Origin of the sequence: Bradyrhizobium sp. 1200_D9_N1_1 (genome assembly GCF_052075915.1) — a bacterium.
In the GTDB taxonomy this organism is placed as follows: Bacteria; Pseudomonadota; Alphaproteobacteria; order Rhizobiales; family Xanthobacteraceae; genus Bradyrhizobium; species Bradyrhizobium diazoefficiens.
Genome location: NZ_CP197226.1, coordinates 1,129,580 through 1,154,848 on the forward strand (window position 1 = coordinate 1,129,580; position 25,269 = coordinate 1,154,848).

Below are 25,269 nucleotides of genomic sequence, written 5' to 3' on the forward strand. Positions count from 1 at the left end.
TGTTTTTCCGAGCGAATTGCGCCGGCGGCCCTGCCGCCAGCGCGCTCCTTTCCGCAAGAGCCGGCCGAGAGAGATTTCATTGCGGATCGACCGATGACCGACGCTGGCGCCCCTCCTAACTCCGATAGCGCCAGCCAGGCTGGCAACGCGCCCTACCGGGTGCTGGCGCGCAAATACCGCCCCTCCTCGTTCGACGACCTGATCGGCCAGGAGGCCGTGGTCCGCACCGTCTCCAATGCATTCGAGACCGGGCGTATCCCGCAGGCCTGGATCCTCACCGGCGTCCGCGGCGTCGGCAAGACCACCACCGCGCGAATTCTTGCCCGTGCGCTCAACTACGAGATGCCGGACGGCTCAGTGAAGGGCCCGACCATCCACATGCCGAACTTGGGCGTGCATTGCCAGGCGATCATGGAAAGCCGGCACATGGACGTGCTGGAGATGGACGCGGCCTCGCATACAGGCGTCGACGACGTCCGCCAGATCAATGACAGCGTGCGCTACGCGCCGGCCAGTGCCCGCTACAAGGTCTACATCATCGACGAAGTCCACATGCTGTCGACGGCGGCGTTCAACGCCTTCCTGAAGACGCTGGAGGAGCCGCCGGAGCACGCCAAGTTCGTGTTCGCGACGACGGAGATCCGCAAGGTTCCGGTCACCGTGCTGTCGCGCTGCCAGCGTTTCGACCTGCGCCGGGTCGAGGCCGACGTGCTGATGAAGCACCTCGCCAGCATCGCGGCGAAGGAAAGCGTCGAGATCGAGCCCGAGGCGCTCGGCATCATCGCGCGTGCCGCGGAAGGCTCCGTGCGCGATTCGCTGTCGCTGCTCGACCAGGCGATCGCGCATGCGGCAGGCACGGTGAAAGCCGATGCCGTCAGGCAGATGCTGGGCCTCGCCGACCGAACGCGTGTGATCGACCTGTTCGATTCGCTGGCGCGTGGCGACATCGCCGCCGCGTTCAAGGAGTTCCGCGACCAGTACGACGTCGGCGCCGATCCGATCGTCGTGCTCTCGGACCTCGCCGAGTTCGTCAATTTCGTCACCCGCGTGAAGATCGTGCCGGCGACCGCCGACAATGTCGCCTATGGCGAGACCGAGCGGGTGCGCGCGCGGGATTTCGCGTCAAAAATCTCGATGCGCGTGCTGTCGCGGATGTGGCAGATGCTGCTCAAGGGCATCACCGAGGTGCAGGCCGCGACGCGCCCCGCCGCCGCCGCCGAGATGGTGCTGGTGCGCATCGCCTATGTCGCCGACCTGCCGACGCCGGACGAGGCGATCCGGATGCTGGAGCAGAACGGCGGCGGCTCGCCGGTCGTGAGCGGCGGCAGTGCGGCGCGCAGCGCGCCGGCGGCGCCGGTTGCCTCTGCTGCGCCTGCCGTCTCGGCTGCGCCCATGCGCGCGCCGACCTCATCGCCGTCGTCGTTCGGCGGCGGTGCTGCCCGGCCGCAGATGGCGGCGCCCGCGCCGGATCCGCAAGCCGCGGCACCCCAGCTGCGCATCACGAGCTTCACCCAGCTCGTCGCGCTTGCCGGCCAGAAGCGCGACATCATGACCAAGGCCGCGCTCGAAGCCGACATGCGCCTCGTCCGTTTCGAGGAGGGCCGGCTGGAAGTCGCGCTCGAGCCCAATGCCTCCAGGACCATGATCACCGAGCTCGCGCGCAAGTTCGAACTCTGGACCGGCCGGCGCTGGACCGTGATCGTCTCCAACGAGCAGGGCCAGCCGACGCTGCGTTCGGTGAACCAGGCCGCCAAGCAGGAGCATGCGCGTACCGCGGAGGCCGATCCGCGCGTGCAGGAGGTGCTGTCGCGCTTCCCCGGATCGAAGGTCGTCGAGGTCCGCAGGCTTGCCCCCGAGACGCCGGAATCCAATATTAACGCCGACTATGGCAGTGACGATCCGCCCGACGGTTCCGATACCGACGACGATCTCTGAGCCTATCTTTCCAAGGACACGGGACTATGGCTGACTTTCTCGGTATGATGAAGCAGGCGGCGCAGCTGCAATCCAAGATGCAGGAGATGCAGGACGCGCTCGGCAATGTGGAGGTCGAAGGCATCTCCGGCGGCGGCCTCGTCGTGGTGCGTATGACCGCGAAGATGGACGTCAAGGGCGTGAAGATCGATCCCTCGCTGATGAAGGCGGAAGAGCGCGAGGTGCTCGAGGACCTGCTCGTGACCGCGCTCGGCGATGCCCGCCGCAAGGCGGAGGCCGCCGTGCAGGAGAAGATGCAGTCGCTCACCGGCGGGCTCGGCCTGCCGCCGGGGCTGTTCGGCCAGTAACATGGGCGCGGTTGCAGGTCCCGAAATCGAGCGGCTGGTGCAGCTTCTCGCACGGCTGCCGGGCCTCGGTCCGCGCTCCGCGCGGCGCGCCGCGCTGCATCTGATCAAGAAGCGCGAAGCGCTGATGATGCCGCTGTCCTCGGCCCTCCAGGTCGCGCTCGACAAGGTCCAGGTCTGCAAGACCTGCGGCAACATCGACACGCAAAATCCCTGCACGGTCTGCACCGATCCGAAGCGCGATCCCGCGATCATCGTGGTCGTCGCCGATGTCGCCGACCTCTGGGCGCTGGAGCGGGCCAATGCGACTCAAGGGCGCTATCATGTGCTGGGTGCGACATTGTCGCCGCTCGACGGCGTCGGCCCGCAGGATCTCACCATCGACGCGCTGGTCGCGCGCGCACATGCTGCCGAGGTCCACGAAGTCATCCTGGCGCTGAACGCGACGGTCGACGGCCAGACCACGGCGCACTACATCACCGACCTGCTTCAGGACGCCAACGTAAAAGTAACCCGGCTCGCCCATGGTGTGCCGGTCGGCGGCGAGCTTGATTATCTCGATGAAGGTACGCTATCGGCCGCGATGCGGCAGCGGACCCTGTTCTAGCTATCCTACAGACCCCACGGAACGGACGACATGACGAAACTTTTCGCCACTCGATTGGCTTTGGCCGCGACGATGATGCTGCTGGTGACGCCGGCCATCTCCGCGCAGCAGGACGACGCGGCGCCGCCGCCGCCCAAGCCCGGCAAGCCGATCAACACCGGCGACGTGCTCTCGGGCGAGCTGAACGCAATGAAGGTGCGCGACGTCAAGAACGCCGGCAAGCGGATCGCGATGTATCAGATCACCTCCGAGCCGCGCCGCCTGCCGGCGCCGAACGGGCTGTGCAATCTCGAAACCGGCCCAGAGACCTTCCAGCTCGTTCCGAGCGGCGATGCGCAGGCCGCGCAGCTGAAGACCTTCGTCGGCAAGGAAATCTCGATCAAGGTCGACGAAGTCGCCTGCGCCAGCGATCCCGGCCAGATGAGCGAAGCCGTGGTCACGAAGTGGAGCATCATCAAGAAGCAATAGGGGGTGATTCGCGACGCCTTCTCCACAACTCCGGTGTCATCGCCCGCGAAGGCGGGCGATCCAGTACCCCGCGGCTTCTCGGTCAATCACAACTGTCTCTGGAATACTGGATGCCCCGCCTTCGCGGAGCATGACAGCAGTGGTGGTCACACCCTTACCGGCCCCAGCTCTTCGAAATGCCCGCGCTTCTGCAGCCATGTCAGCAGGACCAGGCTCGGGATCGCCACCAGCACGCAGATCACGAAGAACAGCGGCCAGCCGGTCGCCTTGGCGACATAGCCGGCCACCGACGACAGATAGGTGCGTCCCACTGCGGCGAGCGCGGTCAGCAGCGCGTATTGTGTCGCCGTGTGCAGCGGGTTCTGGCACAGCGCGGAGAGGTAGGCGACGAAGATCACGGTGCCGATGGCGCTGGTGAAATTCTCAGCTGTGATGGCGAAGGCGAGCGCCCATTGGCTGGTGCCGACGAAGGCCAGCCAGGAGAAGGAGAGGTTGGCGAGCGCCTGCACCACGCCGCCGATCCACAAGCACGTCGCCAGCGGGTAGCGTCGGGCAAGGAAGCCGCCGGCAAAGCCGCCGATTAGCGTCGCCGCAAGGCCGACGCCCTTCACGATCGCCGCATAATCGTTGCGGGAGAAGCCGAGGTCGATCACGAACGGCGCCGTCATGGTGCCGGAGAAGGCGTCGGTGAACTTGAACAGCACGACGAAGGCAAGCGCGGCGAGCGCGTCCTTGCGCGCCAGGAATTCCGAGAACGCGCCGATCGCCGCGTGCAGCACGCGCGCGAACGCCGTATCGGCCTGCGTTGCGGCTTCCGCCCGCACCGACTGCTCGGGCTCGGTCGCGGCCAGCGCGGTGATCGTGCCGATCAGCACCATCGCCGCCATCACCACATAGCCCCACATCCAGGCCGATGTGCGCGAAATGCCGGTGCTCTCGAAACCGGAGACGATGAACAGCGCGCCCGCGGTCGAGACCAGCATGCCGATGCGATAGGCCGCGACATAGGACGCCATGCCGGCGGCCTGCTCGCTCTCCGGCAGGCTCTCGACGCGGAAGGCGTCGACCACGATGTCCTGCGTCGAGGACGTCGTCGCCACCAGCAACGCGCCGAGCGCGACGTAGAACGGCGAGCGCGCGGGATCGGTCAGCGCCAGCAGCAGGATGGCGATGATCAGCAGCAGCTGCGAGAACAGCAGCCAGCCGCGGCGCCGTCCGAACGCGCGCGTGAACAGCGGCACATGCAGCGCGTCCACCAGCGGCGCCCACAAAAATTTTAGCGTGTAGGGCGTACCGACCAGCGCAAACAGCCCGATGGTCCCGAGATCGACCCCGGCCTCGCGCATCCACACCAGCAGCGTCGAGCCCGACAGCGCCAGCGGCAGGCCGGACGAGAAGCCGAGAAACAGCACGATCAGCACCCGCGGTTGCAGGTACACGGCAAGGCTGTCGCGCCAGGAGGCGGCGGGGGCGTCAGCGCTGGTTTGGACGGTTCCGGTGGTCGCGTCGGGTGCGGTCATGGGGAGGTGTTAGCAGATTCTGGGGGAAAAGACTCTCGCGGTAGCCGTGAGGCGGGAGAGCCTCCAACATCCTCGGCGTCATCGTCCGCGAAGGCGGACGATCCAGTACTCACGGGCGTCCCGGTTCATTCACGACCGCCGCGGAATACTGGATGCCCCGCCTTCGCGGGGCATGACAGTTACGGGGCATGACGGTGTCATGGTGGTCCGGCTATCTCAGGATAGAGATCATCCCAATTCGGGTTGTGCTGCTCGATCAAGCGGATCTTCCAGGCCCTGTTCCACTTCTTGAGCCGCTTCTCTCGTTTGATCGCATTCTCGGGGTCGTCGAATTGCTCGAAATAGACAAGCCTCGCGACGTCATATTTCTCTGTGAAACTCTCGATCAGCTTTGACTTGTGCTCCGCCACGCGGCGGATGAGATCATTCGTCACGCCGATATAGAGCGTGCCGCCGATCTTGCTGGCGAGGATATACACATAGTAATGGTGTGCGCCCATACAGACCATCTCACCGGTGTCATCGTCCGCGAAGGCGGACGATCCAGTACTCCGCGGCGTTTCGGCTCAACAACGACTGTCACGGCGTACTGGATGCCCCGCCTTCGCGGGGCATGACAGTGTGCTAAAAAATCTACTCCCCCGCCTGGAGCTTCCTCGGGAACAACTCGGCCGCGCCCGTCGCCACCAGGTGCGGGCCCTCCGCGGGCGCGTCCGCCTTGCTGAAATCCAGCTCCTCGATCCGCCCCGCGCGCTTCTCGATCTTGTCGGCGGAGATCAGCACCTGGCGGACGTCCTCGTTCACGTCGGCAAAATGCTTCTGGAGCTTCAGCACGCGGTCGCGCAGGCGGCCGAGATCGTCGCCGAGCTTGATGACCTCGGTGCGGATCTGGTCGGCGGCATCGCGCATGCGCGCGTCCTTCATGATCTGCTGCATCACCTGGATCGCCAGCATCAGCAGCGAGGGCGACACCAGCACGACGCGGGCGCGATAGGCCTTCTGGATCACGTCGTCGAAGCCGTCATGGATCTCGGCGTAGACCGATTCCGACGGCACGAACATCAGCGCCATCTCCTGGGTCTCGCCGGTGACGAGATATTTTTCCGCGATGTCGCTGACATGCTTCATCACGTCGCCGCGCAGCCGCTGCGTGGCGATGCGCTTCTCCTCGTCGGTGCGGGCATCGTGCAGCGCGGTCATCGCCTCGAGCGGAAACTTCGCGTCGATGCAGAGCGGGCGCTGGTCGGGCAGGAACACGACGCAGTCCGGCCGCTTGCCGGTCGAGAGCGTGAACTGGAACTCGTAGGCGCCCTTCGGCAAGCCGTCCTGGACGATCGCCTCCATCCGGGCCTGGCCGAAGGCGCCGCGCGACTGCTTGTTGGCGAGCACGTCGCGCAAGGTCGTCACCTGCGTGGTGAGGTCGGTGAGGTTCTTGTGCGCGTTGTCGATGATGCCGAGCCGCTCGTGCAGGGCGTGCAGGCTCTCCATGGTGTTGCGGGTCGAGTGCTCCATGGACTGGCCGACGCGATGGGTCACCGAATCCAGCCGCTCGTTGACCGCCCGTGCCATCTCGGCCTGGCGGCCGGCCAGCGCCTGGGTCATGGCATCGACCCGGCCCGAAGCCTCGCTCTGGGCGTGCAGCATCTGGCTGATGCGCTCCTCGAGCTCGTCGGCGCGGATGGCATTCGCCATCGCGAGTTCCGCCCCGCGCCGCCCCGAGCGTGCAATGACCACGGCGATCACAACCAGCAGGATGAGGACCAGGACGCCGAAGCCGATCAGCGCGTCGATCGTGCGCACCGGCCAGTCGCCAGCCACGAAAATGATCTCGTTCATGCCTGTCCTTCTAGCCGATTCGGCTGCCGACACGAACGAATAGCGAACATTTATGGTAAATGCCCCGTTAATTTTTATGGTTAACGAAAGCTGAAGTTTTATGGTTAGCGGATCGTTAACGCGTTCCGGGCCTCATTGACCGCTTGTCGCGCCCGGCTTAAATCGCCCGCCATGGCCCTCAGAGAAATCATCATCCTGCCCGACAAGCAGCTGCGTCTGGTCTCCAAGCCGATCGAGAAGGTCACGACGGAGATCCGCAAGCTTGCCGACGACATGTTCGAGACCATGTACGACGCGCCCGGCATCGGGTTGGCGGCGATCCAGATCGCCCAGCCGCTGCGGCTGATCACCATGGACCTCGCCAAGCGCGACGAGAACGGCGAGACCAAGCCGGAGCCGCGCGTCTTCATCAATCCGGAAGTCATCGCCTCGTCCGAGGAATTGTCGGTCTACGAGGAAGGCTGCCTGTCGATCCCCGAATATTACGAGGAGGTCGAGCGGCCTGCGAAGGTGCGCGTGCGCTTCACCGATCTCGACGGCAAGGTGCACGAGGAGGACGCCGAAGGCCTCTACGCCACCTGCATCCAGCACGAGATCGACCACCTCAACGGCGTGTTGTTCGTCGACTATCTGTCGAAGCTGAAGCGCGACCGCGTGCTGAAGAAGTTCGAGAAAGCCGCCAAGCGCGCGGAGTGAGGTTCTCCGTCATTCCGGGGCGATGCGCAGCATCGAACTATGGTGCGCAATTGCGCACCTGAGAATCTCGAGATTCCGGGTTCGGCTCTTCGAGCCGCCCCGGAATGACCGAAATTGGATCACGTTCCTCGCAGGTTTTTCCGATGCCCCTTCGCCTGATCTTCATGGGCACGCCCGATTTCTCCGTGCCGACGCTGCTCGAGCTCGTCGCGCACGGCCATGAGATCGTGGCCGTCTATACCCGCGCGCCGAAGCCGGGCGGGCGGCGCGGCCTGCAATTGCAGCCGACCCCGGTCGAGGAAGCCGCGCGTAGACTCGGCGTTCCCGTGCTGACGCCGAAGACGCTGAAGACAGAGGAGGCGCTGGAAGAATTTCGCGCCTTTGACGCCGATGCCGCCGTCGTCGTCGCCTACGGCATGATCCTGCCGCAGGCCATCCTCGATGCGCCAAAGCTCGGCTGCTACAATCTGCACGCCTCGCTCCTGCCGCGCTGGCGCGGCGCCGCGCCGATCAACCGCGCGATTATGGCTGATGATGCCGAAAGCGGCGTGATGGTGATGAAGATGGATGTCGGCCTCGACACCGGCGATGTCGCCATGGCCGAGCGGCTGGCGATCACGGACACCATGACCGCGGCCGACCTGCACGATCGTCTCTCGCGCCTCGGCGCCGACCTGATGGTCCGCGCCATGGCCGCGCTCGACCGCGGGGGGCTCCAGCTCAAGAAGCAGAGCGAGGACGGCGTCACCTATGCGGCCAAGATCGACAAGGCTGAGGCGCGGATCGACTGGACCAAGCCCGCACGGGCGGTGCTGCGCCACATCCACGGCCTGTCGCCGTTCCCCGGCGCCTGGGCCGAGCTCGCAGGCGTCAGCGAGAACGCGCGCGTCAAAATCCTGCGCTGCGAGCTCGCCAAGGGCTCGGGCGCGCCGGGCGAGGTGCTCGACGACCAGCTCACCATCGCCTGCGGCGAGGGCGCGATCCGCATCATCGAGCTGCAGCGCGAAGGCAAGGCGCGGATGCAGGCTACGGACTTCTTGCGTGGTGTGCCGCTGAAGGCGGGCGCCAAATTCACCTGACACTGTCATACCCCGCGAAGGCGGGGTATCCAGTACGCCGAGGCTTCTCGGTCGAACGGATAGGCCGCGGCGTACTGGATCGCCCGGTCAAGCCGGGCGATGACGGCAGAATTGGAAACGATGCCCCGCTACAAGCTCACCATCGAATATGACGGCGCGCCGTTCTTCGGCTGGCAGGTGCAGGATACGCTGCCGTCGGTGCAGGGCGCACTGGAAGCGGCGGTGAAGGCGATGACCGGTGCGGATCTGCGGGTGCATGGCGCGGGTCGCACCGATGCCGGCGTGCATGCGCGCGGTCAGGTCGCGCATGTCGATATCGAGAAGCAGTTTCCGCCGGGCCGCTTTCGCGACGGGCTCAATGCGCATCTGCGGCCGCATCCGATCGCGGTGCTCGAGGCCGAGATCGTACCCGATACTTTTGAAGCGCGCTTCTCGGCCGTGAAGCGCCACTATCGCTACCGCATCGTCAACACCCGCGCCAATCTCGCGCTCGACATCGGCCACGCCTGGCGCGTACCGCGCCGGCTCGATAGCGATGCGATGCATGCGGCCGCGCGGCGCCTGCTCGGCAAGCATGATTTCACCACCTTCCGCGACACCGAGTGCCAGGCCAAGTCGCCGGAGAAGACGCTCGACCAACTCGACGTGCTGCGCGACGGGCGCGAGATCACCATCATCACCTCGGCGCGCTCGTTCCTGCACAGCCAGGTGCGCTCGATGGTGGGATCGCTGGTCTGGGTCGGCGAAGGCCGCTGGACCGCGGACGACCTTTCCGCAGCGCTGGCGGCCCGCAACCGCGCCGCCTGCGGCATCGTCGCGCCGCCGGACGGGCTGTATCTGGTGAAGGTAGATTATTAGAGAGACGGGAGGCGGGAAACTCTCGCGACACCCGCCACTGTCATTCCCCGCGAAGGCGGGGAATCCAGTACGCCGCGGCCTCTCGGTTCAATCACGGCTGTCTCTGGAATACTGGATCGCCCGCTTTCGCGGGCGATGACAGCGGAATTCCAGGAGGCGCTATCGCCTCACCCAAAATACCGCGTCAGTATCCCCCGATACACCTGCGTCAGCTTCTCCAGATCCTTCACCGGCACGCGCTCGTCGACCTGGTGCATGGTCTGTCCCACCAGACCGAACTCGATCACCGGGCAATAGCTGGAGATGAAGCGCGCGTCCGAGGTGCCGCCGCTCGTCGACAGCTCCGGCTTCCGCCCCGTGATCTCCTCGATCGCGGACACCGCGAGATCGGTGAACGGGCCGGGCTTGGTCACGAACACGTTCGAGTTCGACGGCTCCCAGACGATGCGGGCCTTGATGCGGTTGCCGCAGGCTTTTGCCAGCCGTGTTTCGACCAGCTCGCGCAGGCTCGCCTGGGTGTGGTTGTCGTTGTAGCGGATGTTGAATTTTGCGCGGGCCTCGCCGGGGATGACGTTGTTGGCCTTGTTGCCGACGTCGACCGAGGTGAATTCGAGGTTGGACGCCTGGAACTGCGCGCTGCCGTGGTCGAGCGGCTCGTCGGAGATCGCCACGATCAATCGCGAAATGTCCGGCACCGGATTGGAGGCGCGGTGCGGATAGGCGACATGGCCCTGCACGCCGTCGACATACAGCGTGCCGGATTGCGAGCCGCGTCGGCCGACCTTGATGGTGTCGCCGAGCGTCTCGACATTGGAGGGCTCGCCCAGCACGCAATGATCGAATGTTTCGCCGCGCTCGGCGGCCCACTTCAGAAGTTTGATGGTGCCGTTGATGGAGACGTCTTCCTCGTCGCCGGTGATCAGGAACGAGATCGAACCCGTGCCGTCGCCGCGCGGCTTGCCGCCGTTGGCGGCGAGATGCTCCAGCACGGCTGCGACCGAGCAGGCGATGCCGCCCTTCATGTCGACCGCGCCGCGGCCGTGCAGAAAACCGTCCTTCACCTCGCCGGAGAATGCGCCGACGCTCCAGGCGCTCTCGTCGCCAGCCGGCACCACGTCGGTGTGGCCGGCGAAGGTGATGTGCGGCCCTTCGCTGCCGATCCGCGCATAGAGATTGTCGACGTCGGCGGTGCCGGGCTCGCTGAACGTCACGCGGTGGCAGGTGAAGCCGGCGGCGTTGAGGGCGTTTTCAAGCACCCCGAGTGCGCCGGCATCGGCCGGGGTTACCGAGGGGCAGCGGATGAGATCGCGGGCAATCGAGAGAGCATCGGTCATGCGCCCCGCTTAACATGCATGCCGCCGGGTGGGCTAGCGTTGGGCGGGACAATTTCGATCTCGCGGCTCTGGTCCCAGCCTTGCGCAGGGGACGCGGCGGAGCTGTCCTCGAAGTCGGCCAGCGGATCGGGGCCGAACCGGTTGTGGCCCGAGGTGCCGGGCCGGCAGAACATTTCGACGAGGCCCCACAGCCACAGGATCGAAACCGCCAGGCTGAACGGAAGCATCCAGTTTGAGTTGGGCAGCAGGTCCGCGAACTGGCTGAACAGGCCGGGCACGACGAAGAACGGAACGATCCACCAGCCGCTCCTGTCGCGATCGTGCAGCCGCTTGATCGTAGTCGCGAGATAAATCCAGAAGAACAGCGCCATGCCGGACGCCTTGAGGATCGAGGTCGCGCGATCGGCGGATGCCAGCGAGCGGGAGGCTCGGGGATCGACCAGCTTGAACAGGTCGTCGAGACCGAAGTCGAAATCGAGGTCGATGGCGAGCTTCAAGGTGGATCTGGTCCCTCCGAGGATCCCGATGACCTGACCGACGATCTCCAGCAAGCCCGCCAGCAGCGCAACGATCAGCAGCGCCTGCCATAGCAGGGCGCGGTTGATGCGGCCGTCGAAGCGGAAGAGGTACCAGGTCCAGTCCATGGCGAAGGTTCCGGGCGGCGCAGGCCGTCCGGGAATTGGTCGCGATGGAGGGAGGGAGGGTTCGATAGGTGCCGCAAGGGGCTCTTCACCTCTCCCCGCCTGCGGGGAGAGGTCGGATCGCCTCGGCGATGCGAAGCATCGTCCGGAGCGATCCGGGGGAGGGGGTACAGGTCTCACGGCAATCTCATCCGTGGAGAGAGGCCCCTCACCCCAACCCTCTCCCCGTAAGAACGGGGAGAGGGGGAGGAGAGAGCCTTAATCCCGCAGCAGCTCGTTGATGCTGGTCTTCGACCGCGTGCGCTCGTCGACGCGCTTGACGATCACGGCGCAGGCGGTGCTCGGGCCGATATGGCCGTTCTTCATCGGCTTGCCGGGCAGCGCGCCGGGCACCACGACCGAATATTCAGGCACTTCGCCGATGAAGACCTCGCCGGTGTCGCGGTCGACGATCTTGGTCGAGGCGCCCAGGAACACGCCCATGGCCAGCACCGCGCCCTTGCGCACGATCACGCCTTCGGCGACCTCGGAGCGCGCGCCGATGAAGCAATCGTCCTCGATGATCACGGGCTCGGCCTGGAGCGGCTCGAGCACGCCGCCGATGCCGGCGCCGCCGGAGATGTGCACGCGCTTGCCGATCTGCGCGCAGGAGCCGACGGTGGCCCAGGTGTCGACCATCGTGCTCTCATCGACGTAGGCGCCGAGATTGACGAAGGACGGCATCAGCACGACGTTCTTGGCGATGAAGGCCGAGCGGCGCACCACCGCGCCCGGCACCGCGCGAAAGCCGGCATCGCGAAAACGGTTCTCGCCCCAGCCCTCGAACTTCGAGGGCACCTTGTCCCACCAGGTCGCCTGGCCCGGACCACCGGGAATGACGCCCATGTCGTTGAGGCGGAAGGACAGCAGCACGGCCTTCTTCAGCCACTGATTGACCTTCCACTTGCCGTCGGCCCCGCGCTCGGCAACGCGTGCCTCGCCCTTGTCCAGAGTCTCCAGCACCTGGTCCACGGCCTCGCGCACCTCGCCCTTGGTCGAGGTCGAGATGCCGTCACGCGCGTCGAAGGCGCTGTTGATGGTGGATTCGAGGGCGGACAGGGACATCGGGATTTCCTCTTCGGAACGGGAATTTTGACGGATTGGGGCGCTTTTTCGGGATTTGGCAGGGGAGAGTCAAGGCATACTCCGCTGTCGTCCTCCATCCCCCACCGTCGTCCTGGACCAGCGCAGCGAAGCGGAGCGGCGATCCAGGACCCATTACCCCAGGGAGGAGTTTAACGACGACTCGTGGTTGTCAGTCTCGCGCCGCAACCTCTCCCTGGGGTCATGGGTCCTGGCTTTCGCCAGGACGACGGCGGTCAGTGAGGCGACAACCCCGCCAAAAACCCCGCCAGATCATCCGTGACGTGGTCGACATGGGCGGCGTCGCGGCCCTCCAGTTCCCAGTCCTCGCGCACCACTTCCTTGGTGCCGTCGGGCACCACCAGCACGGTGGTCATGCCGAGCTCGTGCGGGACGGTGAGGTTGCGGGCGAGGTCCTCGAACATCGCGGCGCGGGCGGGATCGACGGCATGGTCGCCGAGGAATTTCCGGTAGGTCTGCGGGGCCGGCTTGGGCTCGAACTCGGCCGCGATGATGTCGAACACGCCGTCGAAATGGGTGGCGAGGCCGAGCCGCGCCAGCACCGCACCGACATGGTCGACCGAGCCGTTGGTCAGGATCAGCTTGCGTCCCGGCAGTTTTGCGATGGCCGCGCCGAGCGCCGGATTCGGCTCCAGCGGCGAATGGTCGATCTTGTGCACATAGGCGAGATAGTCGTCGGCACGCACGCCGTGCAGGGTCATCATGCCGCGCATGGTGGTGCCGAAGCGTCGGTAGTAGTCCTTCTGGATATGGCGCGCTTCCTCAGGGCTGACGTTCAGCCAGTTGCACACGAACTCGCCGATCCGCGCATCGACCTGCTGCCACAGATTGACATGATGCGGGTAGAGCGTGTTGTCGAGGTCGAACACCCAGGTGTCGACATGGGTGAAGGCGCGGGGTGGGTTCATTGCAACTCTCTATCCGTTGACCGAGGCCGCGGCCCCGCCCTCAATCGTCGTCCTGACGAAAGCCAGGACCCATACTCCGTGACCGATCATTGGGGCAATCTGGTCGTCGTTCTTCGCTAAACCCTGGGGCAATGGGTCCTGGCTTTCGCCAGGACGACGGCGCAATGTGTAGCGCCATCATCACATCACGGCATCGCAAACCGCAGCGTCCTGCCGCCGCTCGACATGTCGACCGCGCCAAAACCCGTCGCCGCAAACCCGCGCGCGCCGCAATCGGTCTGCTCAACGGTCTCGAACTTGGTCTCGCGCGTGCAGAGCTGCTTCTCGCCGCCCCAGTTCAGTGGCTTGTCCTTCAGCTTGACGGCGCGGTTGTCGGCGTCGACGGCTTCCGCGAAGCTGAAGATCTGCTTCGGCTGGCCGCTCACGTCGGGGTGCAGGCACTTGCCGGGGTCGATGCGGTACCAGCCGCGGCTCGTCACCGACTTGCCGTCGTCGGTGGCGATCGCCGCCATCACCTTGTGCGGGGTGTCGTTGCACCAGGTCAGGCCGCTCGGCGACGGCGTCTGCGTCGCGTCGACCATGGTCTTGAAGAAATTTGGCGACGACACGGCGTCGGACGGGAGCCCGCGGCTCTTCAGGAACGCAGCCAGCGCTGCTTGCGTCTTCGGTCCGTCGACACCGTCGATCGCCCCGACGTCATAACCGATGATCACCAGCAGCCGCTGGATGCCGGCGAGGCGCGCCTGCTCGTCGTCATATTCGGAATCCTCGGCGAGATACGTCACCAGGTTGCCGTCGTCGCCTTGCGTCGGCGTCACCTGCGTGAAGGGGACTTGCGTCTGGCCGCTGCGGCATTGCCGCGCGGCCGCAATGACGAAATTGTCCTGGGCGACGCACAGCATGTCGTTGCCGTTCTGCGGGATCGGCGAGGCGCCATAGACGCCGAGCGCGCGAGCATTGAGCAGGATGCGGTCGGCGGTCAGCGTGCCCTGCACCACCACGCGGCAGGTGGCGGGATCGATCCTGAACCAGCCGCGCGTCGCGGTCGCCGCCTTGTCGTCGATGCCGATCGCGGCCTCGACGACATAGGACATGCGGTTGCAGATCTTGAGGTCGGCGAAGGCGGGGGCGGAGGAGAAGACGAATGACACGGCCGCAGCCGGCAGCGTCATCAGGAAACGGGTCACGACCGAGCGACGATGCCGTCGCTCTCTCGGCTCGTCATGCCCGGGCTTGTCCCGGGCATCCACGTTCTTGGCGCGGGGCGAAAGATCGTGGATGGCCGGGACATTTTCGCGAAGACGCGCTTCGCGCTGTTGCCCGGCCATGACGCCGCTCTTTGTTCGCTCGCGCCTCACTTATGTATCAGCGTTCCCGTGCCCTGGTTGGTGAACAGCTCCAGCAGCACCGCGTGCTGCATCTTGCCGTCGATGATGACGACGCCCTCGACGCCCTGTTCGAGCGCGTAGATGCAGGTCTCGACCTTGGGGATCATGCCGCCGGAAATGGTGCCGTCGGCGATCAGTTTTCGCGCGTCTTTCACGGACAATTGCGGGATCAGCTTCTTCGACTTGTCGAGCACACCCGGCACGTCGGTGAGCAGCAACAGGCGCTTGGCCTTCAGCGCGCCCGCGACGGCACCGGCAAAGGTGTCGGCGTTGACGTTCAGCGTCTGGCCTTCCTTGGAGGTTGCGAGCGGCGCCAGCACCGGAATCAGCTCGTAGCCGATCAGCTGGTTGAGCAGCGTGAGGTCGACCTTCTCGGGGTCGCCGACGAAGCCGAGATCGATCGCCTTCTCGATGTTCGAGCCCGGATCGACGATGGTGCGCGTCGTCTTCGACGCCTTCACCATGTTGGCGTCCTTGCCGGATAGTCCCACGGCCTTGCCGCCGGCCTCGTTGATATAGCCGACGATCTGCTTGTTGACGGAGCCGGCCAGCACCATCTCCACGATCTCGATGGTCGCGGCATCGGTGATGCGCAGGCCGGCGGCGAATTCCGACTGGATGCCGAGGCGCTTGAGCATGGTCGCGATCTGCGGCCCGCCGCCATGCACGACCACCGGGTTGATCGCGGTCTGCTCCAGCAGCACGATGTCGCGGGCAAAGTTCTTCGCGGTCTCCTCGTCGCCCATGGCATGGCCGCCATATTTGATGACGATGGTTTCCTCGTCATACTGCTGCATGTGCGGCAGCGCTTCGGACAGGATGCGGGCCTGGTCGAGCGGGGAGATGTCGGTCATGAGGCGGATCTCGCTGGCGGGACTGTCGGGCCGCGTTCTATCCGATTGGCGGGGGCAGCGCAAAGTGGGTGTTGGTTCTTACCCTCCAGGGGAGGGGAAGATCGAGCGCTATTTCTGCGCCACCACGGCCGCCAGCGTCACCGCCAGCCAGCTCAAGATCATCACCGTCCCACCGGTCGGCGCCGCGTAGGGAAACAGCGAGTGCCCGGCAAATTGCCGCAAGGTGAGATCGCCCGCGAACAGCGCGGCGCCGCCTACGAAGCCGCACGCGGCAATGAGGCCAATTCCGCCGTGCAGAAGGCCGCGCGCGAGCAGCGCGACCGTCGCAAGTATGGCAGTTGCATGAAACAGCAGCATGGCGCTGGCGGAGGCAAGCCGGCTCGCGTCGCCGCCATGGGCGGAGGCGGCGGCCAGCGCGACGCCGGCGGCGCCCATCAAGCCGGCAAGCCCAATCAACAGGCGATGCGCGGCCATCACGAGCTCCGCTCTTCCAGCAGCTTCGCCATCGCGGCGCGCAGCTCGGCCATGCCCGTCGCGCTCCGCGACGAGGTCGCGAGCACGTTCGGGAACGCGGCCGGATGCTTGGCCAGCGCGGCCTCGGTCTCGGCAATGCGCGAGGCAAGCTCGGAGGGCTTCACCTGGTCGGCCTTGGTCAGCACGATCTGGTAGCTGACGGCGGAGCGGTCGAGCGTCCCGAGGATCTCGAGATCGACGTCCTTCAGGCCGTGCCGCGCGTCGATCAGCACATAGACGCGCGCGAGGCTGGCGCGCCCCAGCAGGAATTTATGAATCAGCTCGGTCCAGGACGCGACCTGGCTCTTCGGTGCCTTGGCGTAGCCATAGCCGGGCATGTCGACGAGGCGCAGGTCTTTCTTTCCGGGGACCTCGAAGAAGATCAGCTCCTGGGTGCGGCCCGGCGTGTGCGAGGTGCGCGCCAGCGCGTTGCGACCGGTGAGCGCGTTGATCAGGCTCGACTTGCCGACATTGGAGCGGCCGGCAAAGGCGATCTCCACCCCGTCCATCGGCGGCAGCGTCTGGATCGAGGGCGAGGCCCAGATGAACTGCCAGTCGCGCGCGAACAGCTTTCGCCCGGCCTCGATCAGCTTCGCATCTTTGTCGTCGGTCATGCGAAGCTCTTTGTTTCGCGGTCATTCCGGAGCGATGCGAAGCATCGAATCCGAAATCTCGAGATTCCGGGTCTGGTGCTGCACCATCCCGGAATGACGGAGTGGGTGACTTACGTCGCCTTCCTCGCGAACGTCGCCTTGAGATTGTCGAACAGCTCCACCTTCACGCCGTTGCGGCGCATGATGAAGCTCTGCTGGAGCACCGAGAGCGTGTTGTTCCAGGCCCAGTAGATCACGAGGCCCGCCGGGAAACCCGCCAGCATGAAGGTGAAGATCAGCGGCATCCAGTTGAAGATCATCTGCTGGGTCGGATCCGGCGGCGTCGGGTTCAGCTTCATCTGGAACCACATCGTGATGCCCATGATGATCGGCCAGATGCCGAGCGCGAGGTAGTGGCCGAACACCGGAATCGTGGTCGGATCGAGCGGGATCAGCCCGAACAGGTTGAACAGATTGGTCGGATCCGGCGCGGAGAGATCCTTGATCCAGCCGTAGAACGGCGCCTGCCGCATCTCGATGGTGACGAACAGCACCTTGTAGAGCGAGAAGAACACCGGGATCTGGATCACGACGGGAAGACAGCCGGCGACCGGATTGATCTTCTCCTTGCGGTAGATCTCCATCATCTCCTGCTGCTGCTTCACCTTGTCGTCAGGGTAGCGCTCCTTCAGCGCCTGAAGCTGCGGCTGGATCGACTTCATCTTCGCCATCGAGGCGTAGGACTTGTTCGCCAACGGGAAGAACAAGAGCTTCACGATCACGGTCACGAGCAGGATCGAGATGCCGAAATTGCCGAAGAAGCGGTAGAAGAAGTCGAGGCCGAGGAACATCGGCTTGGTGATGAAGTAGAACCAGCCCCAGTCGATCAACAGGTCGAAATGGTTGAGGTTGAGTTCCTTGTTGTAGCCGCCGTGGCCGGCGAGCGGGAAGTTGATGCCGACCACGCCGGCTTCCTTGGCGCCGGCAAACAGCCGCGCGTTCGCCGTCGCACTGCCGCCGATCGCGACGGTGACGGGATCGAGCAGATAGTCGGTCTGGTAGGTGTGGACGTTGCCGACCGGGTTCGACGAGAAGCGCGCCTGGAGCTGGGCACTGGTGTCCGGCAGCAGCGCCGAGGCCCAGTACTTGTCGGTCATGCCGAGCCAGCCATTGGTTGCCTTGAAGTTCACCGACTTGGCTTCGTCGATCTTCTTGTAGGCGTATTCCTGCAAGCCATCGAGATAGCCGATCAGGCCTTCGTGCAGGATGTAGTAGCCGGAAACCTGCGGCGTGCCGTGACGCGAGATCAGCGCGAACGGATAGAGCGTGACCGGCGCGTTGCCGACATTGCTCACCTCGTCCTTGATGGTGAAGAGATAGTGGTCGTCGACCGAGATGGTGCGGCGGAAGGTGAGGCCCTCGCCATTGTCCCATTTCAGCACCGCCGGCGTCGTCGGTGTCAGGCTGCCGCTGCCGTCCTGCTGCCAGAGGGTCTGCGCGTCCGGCAGTTTCGCCGTCACGCCCGTGGCCGGCACCCAGCCGAACTCGGCGTAATAGGGCTCAGCGGTGCCCGAGGGCGAATACAGGACGATCGGCGGCGACTTCGGATCGACCGTTTCGCGATACTGCACCAGCGCGACATCGTCGATGCGGCCGCCCTTCAGCGAGATGCTGCCGGCGATCCGCGGCGTGTCGATCTTCACGCGCGGGCTGGCCGCAATCGCGGCGTCGCGGGCGACGACCGGCTGGGCTTGCTGGCCTGCTGCCGGCGTTGACGGCTGCGCGGCACCGCCGGATTGCGGCGTGGCCCCCGGCGTCGCGGAGGCCGTCGGCTGCGGCGTGGTCTTCTGAAGCTCGGCCTGCGCCTGCTGCTGGGCGCGCTGCTTCTCCATCGCCGGCACGTTGTAGAAATACTGCCAGGCGATCAGCACGAGGCCCGATAGAATGACGGCGAGGATGGTATTGCGATTGTCGGTCATCATCTAATGTCTCGTCATCAATCCGTTTTGCGGCTGGCAGCAGGAGCGGTGCCGGGCCTCTGGCCGCGTCCCTTTGACTGTTCCTTGGCCGTATGCCGCGCGGGCTTCGAGAACGCTATGCGCAGATCGTCGAGCATGGTGGCGAAGGGGCGCGACAACGCGTCCCTTCGGCCGACCAGCACATAATCATGATGGGGCTGCATTAACACCGGCTCGAGCCGCTTCACGAGTTCGCGAAGCCGGCGCCGGATGCGATTGCGCTCGGGGGCGTTGCCGTTCTTTTTGGTGACGGTGAAGCCGATTCTGATCGGGCCGCTGTCGTCGCGGGGGCGGCTTTGCAGGACGAACGCGGGACTATTCACCCGCGCGCCATTGGCAACGGCGAGGAAATCCGCCCGCTGCCTCAGCCGATCCATGATGAAATCCCAAAAAGGGGGTCTGGCTCAGGCGCTCAGACGCTTGCGGCCGCGGGCGCGGCGGGCGGCGAGAACCTTGCGGCCGCCGGCAGTGGCGAGACGGGCACGGAAACCGTGACGGCGCTTGCGCACCAGTTTGCTGGGTTGATAAGTCCGCTTCACGGGTTTTTCTCCGCTGACCGGGCAATTTGCCTGTAGAATTGATGGTAAAGTCCCAACGATGCGGCCCAAAACGGGCCCTTTTTCGGCCCCAAGAGAGCCGCTCCCGGCGTCACACCGGGTCATCGCGGACAATTCGGGCGGCTTATATGCGAGCGCTCCCTTTTCGTCAACGCCGCGAGAGCGCAGGATTGCGCTGAATATCGCTGATTGTGCGGGGTTTTTAATCGTTGAGGTGGCGACTCGCCTTATCAGCGCCTACATCCCACCTTGGGAGATTAGCGATCCGTAATTTGACCGGACCGGGGGCGGGCCGCATCCTTCCTCCGCCAGATCGTTCACCGGCCAACTCAGTCGGGCCAAGTCAGTGAGGACGAATTTCGTGGCAGCGACAGACCTCCAGCCGATCCAGGATACGGATCAGCGGGACCCGCCGGCGATGCGGCCGCGCGGGCCTGCCGGCTTGGGGCTGTCAGGCAAGCTGCTGCTGCTCACGGTCCCCCTGGTGATGATCGCGGCCATCCTGCTCTACGTGCCCGCCATCGCCAACTTCTGGGTCAACCGGCTGAACGACCGCGTGGCCGCCGCCAACACGGCGGCGCTGGTGCTCGACGCCGCCCCGCTCGGCATGGTTCCCGATTCGCTGTCGCGCGAGATCCTGAAAAGCATCAATGCCCGCGCCGTCGCCATCAAGATGGGCCAGCAGCGCCGGCTGCTCGCCAGCGACAATCTGCCCGCCGCGATCGAGCACGACGTTGATCTCCGCGACATGACCGTATGGGAGGCGATCACCGGCTCGATCCAGATGATGCTGGAGACCGGCAACCAGGCCATCCGCATCGTCGGCCCCGGCGTCGGCAACGCCCAGTTCGTCGAGATCGTGACCGACGAATTGCCGCTGCGGCAGTCGATGTACCGCTTCTCCCGCAATGTCGTCGTGGTCGCGCTGATCATCGGGGTCTTGACCGCGGGCCTCGTCTATCTCGCGCTCCACTATCTCTTCGTGCGGCCGATGCGGCGGCTCACCGCGAGCCTGGTCGGCTTCCACGAAAACCCCGAGAGCTCGGCGCGGATCATCGTGCCGAGCCAGCGCAGCGACGAGATCGGGGTCGCCGAACGCGAATTGTCGGACATGCAGCGCGATTTGATGTCGATGCTGCATCAGAAGAGTCGGCTTGCCGCCCTCGGCCTCGCCGTCTCCAAGATCAACCACGATCTGCGCAATCTGCTGGCGTCGGCGCAGCTTTTGTCGGACCAGCTTGCCAGCGTGCCGGATCCGCGGGTGCAGCGCTTTGCGCCCAAGCTCGTGCGTTCGCTCGAGCGCGCCATCGCCTTCTGCCAGTCGACGCTGTCCTACGGCCGCGCCCAGGAGGCCTCGCCCGACCGCCGCATGATCCTGATCGAGCCTGTCGTGCTCGAGGTGCGCGAGACCGCCGGCCTTGCCAGCGATGCCTCGATCGCCTGGGTCGCCGCGATCGAGCGCGGGCTCGCGGTCGATGCCGACCCCGACCAGCTGTTCCGCGTGCTGCTCAACCTCGTCCGCAACGCCGCCCAGGCGCTGGAAAGTCATTCCTCCGGCGACGGCGGCGCGCAGCAGATCCGGATCACGGGCAAGCGCGAGGGCGCCGTCGCCATCCTGGAGGTCTCCGACACGGGTCCCGGCGTCCCCCAGAAGACCCGGGACCATCTGTTCGAGGCGTTCCAGACATCGGGCCGTCCCGGCGGCAGCGGGCTTGGTTTGGCCATCGCCGCCGAGCTCGTCCGCGCCCATGGCGGCGACATCCACCTGGTCGAAGGCACTATCGGCGCCACCTTCCGGATCGTCATCCCCGACCGCCCCGTGGAACTGCTCTCCATCCGCAACGAGCGGGCGCGGGCGTAAGTCGGTCAGCGGCCGAGCAACGGCGTCATTCCGGGGCGGCGCGAAGCGCCGAACCCGGAATCTAGAGGTTTGGGGTCGAGATTCCGCACTTCTCGCTTCGCGAGCCCGGAATGACCCGGGCGAAGTCGTCATTTCTCTACAAAATCTCCCCATCCCGGACCTTGCCAATCGGGACAAGAGCGGTTAGTCAGAGCGCTCTTTCGCACCCCTCCGGCGCTGTCCGGAGGCTGCCTGCGGGCCCTGCCCGCACTGTCCGCGAAAAACGCGCCCGTAGCTCAGCTGGATAGAGCATCAGACTACGAATCTGAGGGTCGGACGTTCGAATCGTTCCGGGCGCGCCATTTTCCCACCATTCGGTACAGAGCCGCGAACTCTTGCAGAGCTCTCGTATGGATCGGTGCCTATTTGATCCCCGATCGGCATCTGAGGTTGTCGTCGACGCCGACGCCTCAGCGGATCATAGTCTTCCGCTCCGCTCCGTCCCGCCTGGGCACCAGTTCGACCGCCAAAAGGGTTGGCTGGAGCAGGACGGCGAACTCTTCGAGCGGTAGCGGCGGAGAAAAAATATAACCTTGCGCCATGGTGGCGCCGTTTTCGGCCGCGAACCGAAGGTCTTCGGCCGTTTCGACGCCTTCTACGACCGTTTCGAACCCCAATTCGTCCGCAAGTCCGAGCGCCAGGCGAAGGATCGTCTGCTTTTCGCGGTCTCCCGCGACACCCGCCACGAGCGTGCGATCGAGCTTCACGGCGTCGAAGGGGAGCCTCGCCATCGTCGAAAGATTCGAATAGCCGGCTCCGAAATCGTCCATTGCGAAGCGTATGCCCAATTGCCTGAGCAGGCTTATTCGCTCGCGCACGACATCAGGATTGCGCATCGCGACCGACTCTGTGATCTCGATCTCGAGGTTTGGCGGCGGGAAGTCGGCCTCGCGAACGGTCGTGATGATATCCCTGATAAACAGCGGGTCTTCGATTTCCGTCGCCGCGACATTTACGGCGAGCACGAGGTTCGAGCCGGCCCGGATCAAGCCCCCGATTTCGGCGAGCGCGCGCCTGAGCACGAAGCGGTCGATCTCCATGATGAGGCCGATCTCTTCCGCGATCTTGATGAAGCGCTGAGGAGGAATGTCGCCCTCCTTCGGGTGATGCCAGCGCGCCAGCGCCTCCACCCCTAGGATGCGGCCATTCGCGCAGGACACCTTGGGCTGGTAGTGGACAACGAGCTCTTCATTGCGGATCGCCAGGGCGAGATCGGTTTCGAGCGCATGGCGGGCACGCGCGACCTCTGCGAGATCCGGAGTGAAGAACGCGTAGGTATTGCGTCCCGAGCTCTTCGCGACGTACATCGCAAGGTCGGCGCGGATCAGGAGATCGTCATAGGTTGTGCCGTGGGTGGGACAGATCGCAATGCCGATGCTGACGCCGATGGTTGCATGGTTGCTCTGGAGCTTGAAGGAAACCTGCAGCGTCTCGATCATCTCGCGGGCACTGAGGCTCGCGGCCTCGACCGTCTTCACCCCAGCGATGATGGCGACGAACTCGTCGCCCCCGACCCGGGCGAGCAGACATTTGCCGGCAGCGCCCTTGGTCATCAGCAAATTGCTCAAGCGCTCGGCCACCATCCTGAGCAGCTCGTCGCCAGCCTTGTGCCCGAAAGTGTCGTTGATCGATTTGAAGCCATCCAGGTCGAGGAAGAACAGCGCTGCGCCCTCTTCCGCGCCGATGAGCGCCGGCGCATCGACGCGCATCTTCTCCCGATTGGGAAGGCGGCTCACCGTGTCGTAGAAAGCGAGCTGGCGAATTCGTTGAGTGCTGGCCCGCAAATGCGTCAGCATTCGCTCGAATGCGAGGCCGAGGCCGCGGACCTCGCCGATGCCCGTTGCGCGGAATTGAACGTCGAGATTGCCACCCGCGATTTCCTGGGCGGTCTTGGCGAGCGCTGAAAGTCCTTTCGTGAGGTGCCTCACGGCGGCCAATAGCGCGACGACCAAGGCACCGAGCGCCAGCGCCGCGGATGCCAGGAACTGCCACATCAGCGAACGCGTATGGGATGCGCCGATCTGGAACATCTGATCGCGTGTCGTCGTCACCAGCGATGCGCTCGCGAACGTACACACCTTGAGCGTCGCCTCGTAATCGACACAGCGCGCGACGTAGTTGCCGTCATCCGAGCGCTGCAGCCCGGTCAAACGCGTCCTGGCGCCGCTGAATCTCACCCCTTCAGGCCCCGCGGAAGACACGATCTCGTTGTCACCCGTGATGATGACCACGCCGGCATTGGCTAGCGAAGTGAAGTTCTCGAGAGTCCGTTCCGTGCGGCCGAGCGGTCGGATGGCGGCAAGCGCGCCGATGAGGTCGCCGAAGTCGTCGAACACGGGCTCGATCGCGGTGTGCGCTATGGTGTGGCGCTGCGGCAGGCCGAGCGCTGACAATTCACGCAATTTGAACTCATTGATGCCTTCCTCACCCCGCGGGTGCGAGCGGCTATTGTCCTTGAGGATCGCGTTGAGATTGACAGAGAGAGCGGTACTCTCGAGCGCCCGGTTGAGCGCGAGGAGGTCGAGGGGCGTGTTGGCGCCGATCACGCGACCGGTTTCGTCGAAGGCGATCAGCCTTTCGAAGCCGGAGGTCGAAGCAACGATGCTGAGCAGCTCGCGGATAGTCACATCGTTGTTCGAGGCGACCGCCTTGGCGACATCGGCGCGCTGAGCGATCTGACGCAGGCGAGATGCGGTTTCTGCGCCCAGGACCTCGATTCGCGCTCGCGCCAACTGCGCCTCGCCGTCGAGGCGATGAGCGAGCTGGTCTTCTGAGAGTTCACCCAGTGCCCCAGCCTGATGCCTCAGTTGCTGCTGCAGGCGTAGCGCCGTCAAGCCGCCGATGAGGCCGAGCCCGAGGACGCCGGTCGCGAGCACGACGGCAACAAGGCGCATGGCGATAGACGAGGGGAAACTCGGAATCCCGGACGGAACGGCCCAACGACGCCAGCGGGGCGGCGCCCTCGATGCCTCTGCCATATCCGGGTCAGTCGCCACCACCGCCAGCACCCTGAACTTATGGGGGCCGGTCAATGTCGCTCATTGAGGCCCCTTCCAGGCACCAACCTTAGGCGAGTGGAATACCCAAAATCGTCAATTTGATCGTCTATTTGTGGCCGGTTAATTAGCAAATGGTTTTTTTAAACCGTCAGATTTTGTGCTTTTCACTTTCTGTCCGCCACGGATGATTCCAAAAGGCACGGCGTTGCGACAACAGATGGTTTAGGTTTCTTTGCCAGATTGCGCACCTCGTGCTTCGAAGGGGTTTGCCATGGCATTTTCGAGGATAACGGCGGCAATTTTGGGCCTCTGCCTTGCGGGGGTGAATGCCGCTAGCGCCGAAACACGCAGGCTCGACATCGTCGGGACCGGAGACGGCATCGATGTCCTGCGCGTCATCGCCGCGAGCTTCATGCAGCAGGAAGGATCGCCACAGATCGAGGTCCCGCCGAGCATCGGTTCTGGCGGAGGCATCGCGGCCGTGGGGTCCGGCAAGGCGATCTTAGGGCGCGTCGCACGCCGCCTGACCGACGCCGAAGCGGCTTCCGGCATCGTCTACAAGGAGATCGCCCGCCTGCCCTCGGCTTTCATCGTCCATCCCGGTTGTGGAGTGAGTGCCGTCACAAGCGATCAGCTCGTTGCGATCTATTCGGGCCGCCTCGCGAATTGGAAGGAGCTTGGCGGCGCCGATATGCGCATCCGCGTCGTGCGGCGCGAGGACCAGGACAGCACTCTCACCGTGCTACGGGCCAGCATGCCCGGCTGGCATGATCTCGAGATCACCGAGAAATCGAAGACGGCGACGACCACACAGGAAGCGATCGAGACGGTTCGCGATGTTCAAGGCGCGATCGGCTTCGGCCCCTTCTCGCGGCCGTTGGAACAGGGGCTTACAGTGCTTCGCGTGGACGGCCACTACCCGACCGACGCGAATTATCCCTCGAGCGCGGTGCTGGCGCTGATCTATTTAAGCACGTTGCAGGATCCGGACGCCTTGGCCTTTCTACGCTTTGCCGATACCCAGAAGGCGGCCGACGTCATCACCAGCCTCGGTAGTCTGCCCGTCAAGCCGTGAGCC

Annotated in this window: 24 protein-coding genes and 1 tRNA gene; 10 read left to right on the top strand and 15 right to left on the bottom strand. The window is 65.0% G+C overall.

The features are described 5' to 3' along the window. The first annotated feature begins 93 nt into the window (after positions 1-93). The 4 genes from AB5K84_RS05485 to AB5K84_RS05500 are packed head-to-tail and all read left to right on the top strand — an operon-like array spanning position 94 to position 3,354. Positions 94-1,935, top strand: coding sequence for a DNA polymerase III subunit gamma/tau (locus tag AB5K84_RS05485; RefSeq protein WP_011090838.1), 1,842 nt, complete (start codon positions 94-96; stop codon positions 1,933-1,935). Between the two features lie 26 nt (positions 1,936-1,961). Further along, entirely contained in the window at positions 1,962-2,282 is a 321-nt protein-coding gene (locus tag AB5K84_RS05490) for a YbaB/EbfC family nucleoid-associated protein (protein ID WP_011090837.1), read from the top strand. Position 2,283: 1 nt separating this feature from the next. Next, positions 2,284-2,886, top strand: coding sequence for a recombination mediator RecR (recR, locus tag AB5K84_RS05495; protein WP_011090836.1), 603 nt, complete (start codon positions 2,284-2,286; stop codon positions 2,884-2,886). A gap of 30 nt (positions 2,887-2,916) precedes the next feature. Further along, positions 2,917-3,354 (top strand): hypothetical protein, encoded by a 438-nt coding sequence (locus AB5K84_RS05500; RefSeq protein ID WP_011090835.1) that lies wholly within the window; start codon positions 2,917-2,919, stop codon positions 3,352-3,354. Between the two features lie 146 nt (positions 3,355-3,500). Here the strand turns inward: AB5K84_RS05500 and AB5K84_RS05505 are convergent, their stop codons facing one another. The 3 genes from AB5K84_RS05505 to AB5K84_RS05515 all read right to left on the bottom strand — a co-directional run bounded on the left by AB5K84_RS05505 (position 3,501) and on the right by AB5K84_RS05515 (position 6,710). Beyond that, positions 3,501-4,874, bottom strand: a complete 1,374-nt coding sequence (locus AB5K84_RS05505) for an AmpG family muropeptide MFS transporter (protein WP_011090834.1) — start codon at positions 4,872-4,874, stop codon at positions 3,501-3,503. 197 nt (positions 4,875-5,071) lie between these two features. Then, the gene (locus tag AB5K84_RS05510; RefSeq protein WP_028175975.1) at positions 5,072-5,374 is read right to left on the bottom strand and encodes a GIY-YIG nuclease family protein; all 303 of its coding nucleotides are present in this window, start codon (positions 5,372-5,374) and stop codon (positions 5,072-5,074) included. A 133-nt stretch (positions 5,375-5,507) separates the two neighbouring features. Next, positions 5,508-6,710 (bottom strand): DNA recombination protein RmuC, encoded by a 1,203-nt coding sequence (locus AB5K84_RS05515; protein WP_028175976.1) that lies wholly within the window; start codon positions 6,708-6,710, stop codon positions 5,508-5,510. 171 nt (positions 6,711-6,881) lie between these two features. Between AB5K84_RS05515 and def the strand changes: the two genes are divergently transcribed. From def to truA, 3 genes are all read left to right on the top strand, one after another. Then, complete coding sequence (gene def / locus AB5K84_RS05520) at positions 6,882-7,406, top strand: peptide deformylase (RefSeq protein ID WP_011090831.1); 525 nt, start codon at positions 6,882-6,884, stop codon at positions 7,404-7,406. Between the two features lie 143 nt (positions 7,407-7,549). After that, positions 7,550-8,485 carry a methionyl-tRNA formyltransferase gene (gene fmt / locus AB5K84_RS05525; RefSeq protein WP_011090830.1) on the top strand — a complete coding sequence of 312 codons (936 nt, stop codon included), beginning with the start codon at positions 7,550-7,552 and terminating at the stop codon, positions 8,483-8,485. A 120-nt stretch (positions 8,486-8,605) separates the two neighbouring features. Beyond that, positions 8,606-9,343, top strand: coding sequence for a tRNA pseudouridine(38-40) synthase TruA (truA, locus tag AB5K84_RS05530; RefSeq protein WP_038966077.1), 738 nt, complete (start codon positions 8,606-8,608; stop codon positions 9,341-9,343). A 167-nt stretch (positions 9,344-9,510) separates the two neighbouring features. Here the strand turns inward: truA and dapE are convergent, their stop codons facing one another. The 11 genes from dapE to rpmH all read right to left on the bottom strand — a co-directional run bounded on the left by dapE (position 9,511) and on the right by rpmH (position 19,274). Next, on the bottom strand, positions 9,511-10,677 hold the full coding sequence (gene dapE, locus AB5K84_RS05535; protein ID WP_011090828.1) for a succinyl-diaminopimelate desuccinylase: 1,167 nt from the start codon (positions 10,675-10,677) through the stop codon (positions 9,511-9,513). Then, on the bottom strand, positions 10,674-11,321 hold the full coding sequence (locus tag AB5K84_RS05540) for a DUF805 domain-containing protein (RefSeq protein WP_038966079.1): 648 nt from the start codon (positions 11,319-11,321) through the stop codon (positions 10,674-10,676). Before AB5K84_RS05540 ends, dapE begins: the two co-directional genes overlap by 4 nt. 255 nt (positions 11,322-11,576) lie before the next feature. After that, positions 11,577-12,422, bottom strand: coding sequence for a 2,3,4,5-tetrahydropyridine-2,6-dicarboxylate N-succinyltransferase (gene dapD / locus AB5K84_RS05545; protein WP_011090826.1), 846 nt, complete (start codon positions 12,420-12,422; stop codon positions 11,577-11,579). A 254-nt stretch (positions 12,423-12,676) separates the two neighbouring features. Continuing rightward, positions 12,677-13,369, bottom strand: coding sequence for a pyrimidine 5'-nucleotidase (locus AB5K84_RS05550; RefSeq protein WP_011090825.1), 693 nt, complete (start codon positions 13,367-13,369; stop codon positions 12,677-12,679). Positions 13,370-13,554: 185 nt separating this feature from the next. Then, entirely contained in the window at positions 13,555-14,541 is a 987-nt protein-coding gene (locus AB5K84_RS05555) for a DUF1036 domain-containing protein (protein WP_028175983.1), read from the bottom strand. Between the two features lie 182 nt (positions 14,542-14,723). Then, positions 14,724-15,611, bottom strand: coding sequence for an acetylglutamate kinase (argB, locus tag AB5K84_RS05560; protein ID WP_011090823.1), 888 nt, complete (start codon positions 15,609-15,611; stop codon positions 14,724-14,726). A gap of 108 nt (positions 15,612-15,719) precedes the next feature. Beyond that, a complete protein-coding gene (locus tag AB5K84_RS05565; RefSeq protein WP_038966082.1) occupies positions 15,720-16,085 on the bottom strand; it encodes a DUF423 domain-containing protein in 366 nt (121 codons plus the stop codon). Continuing rightward, positions 16,085-16,738 carry a ribosome biogenesis GTP-binding protein YihA/YsxC gene (gene yihA, locus AB5K84_RS05570; RefSeq protein WP_011090821.1) on the bottom strand — a complete coding sequence of 218 codons (654 nt, stop codon included), beginning with the start codon at positions 16,736-16,738 and terminating at the stop codon, positions 16,085-16,087. Before yihA ends, AB5K84_RS05565 begins: the two co-directional genes overlap by 1 nt. A 110-nt stretch (positions 16,739-16,848) precedes the next feature. Then, positions 16,849-18,696 carry a membrane protein insertase YidC gene (gene yidC / locus AB5K84_RS05575; RefSeq protein ID WP_038966085.1) on the bottom strand — a complete coding sequence of 616 codons (1,848 nt, stop codon included), beginning with the start codon at positions 18,694-18,696 and terminating at the stop codon, positions 16,849-16,851. A 17-nt stretch (positions 18,697-18,713) separates the two neighbouring features. Next, positions 18,714-19,112, bottom strand: a complete 399-nt coding sequence (gene rnpA / locus AB5K84_RS05580; protein WP_011090819.1) for a ribonuclease P protein component — start codon at positions 19,110-19,112, stop codon at positions 18,714-18,716. 27 nt (positions 19,113-19,139) lie between these two features. Continuing rightward, complete coding sequence (rpmH, locus tag AB5K84_RS05585; protein ID WP_008542748.1) at positions 19,140-19,274, bottom strand: 50S ribosomal protein L34; 135 nt, start codon at positions 19,272-19,274, stop codon at positions 19,140-19,142. A 379-nt stretch (positions 19,275-19,653) separates the two neighbouring features. Between rpmH and AB5K84_RS05590 the strand changes: the two genes are divergently transcribed. After that, entirely contained in the window at positions 19,654-21,153 is a 1,500-nt protein-coding gene (locus tag AB5K84_RS05590) for a sensor histidine kinase (RefSeq protein WP_028175987.1), read from the top strand. A 264-nt stretch (positions 21,154-21,417) separates the two neighbouring features. Continuing rightward, positions 21,418-21,494, top strand: a tRNA-Arg gene (locus AB5K84_RS05595). 108 nt (positions 21,495-21,602) lie between these two features. Here AB5K84_RS05595 and AB5K84_RS05600 read toward each other — a convergent pair. Beyond that, positions 21,603-24,224 carry a bifunctional diguanylate cyclase/phosphodiesterase gene (locus tag AB5K84_RS05600; RefSeq protein WP_236842152.1) on the bottom strand — a complete coding sequence of 874 codons (2,622 nt, stop codon included), beginning with the start codon at positions 24,222-24,224 and terminating at the stop codon, positions 21,603-21,605. 238 nt (positions 24,225-24,462) lie between these two features. On the opposite strand from AB5K84_RS05600, the gene AB5K84_RS05605 reads away from it, so the two are divergent. Next, a complete protein-coding gene (locus AB5K84_RS05605; protein ID WP_011090722.1) occupies positions 24,463-25,266 on the top strand; it encodes a PstS family phosphate ABC transporter substrate-binding protein in 804 nt (267 codons plus the stop codon). The last annotated feature ends 3 nt before the right edge of the window (positions 25,267-25,269 follow it).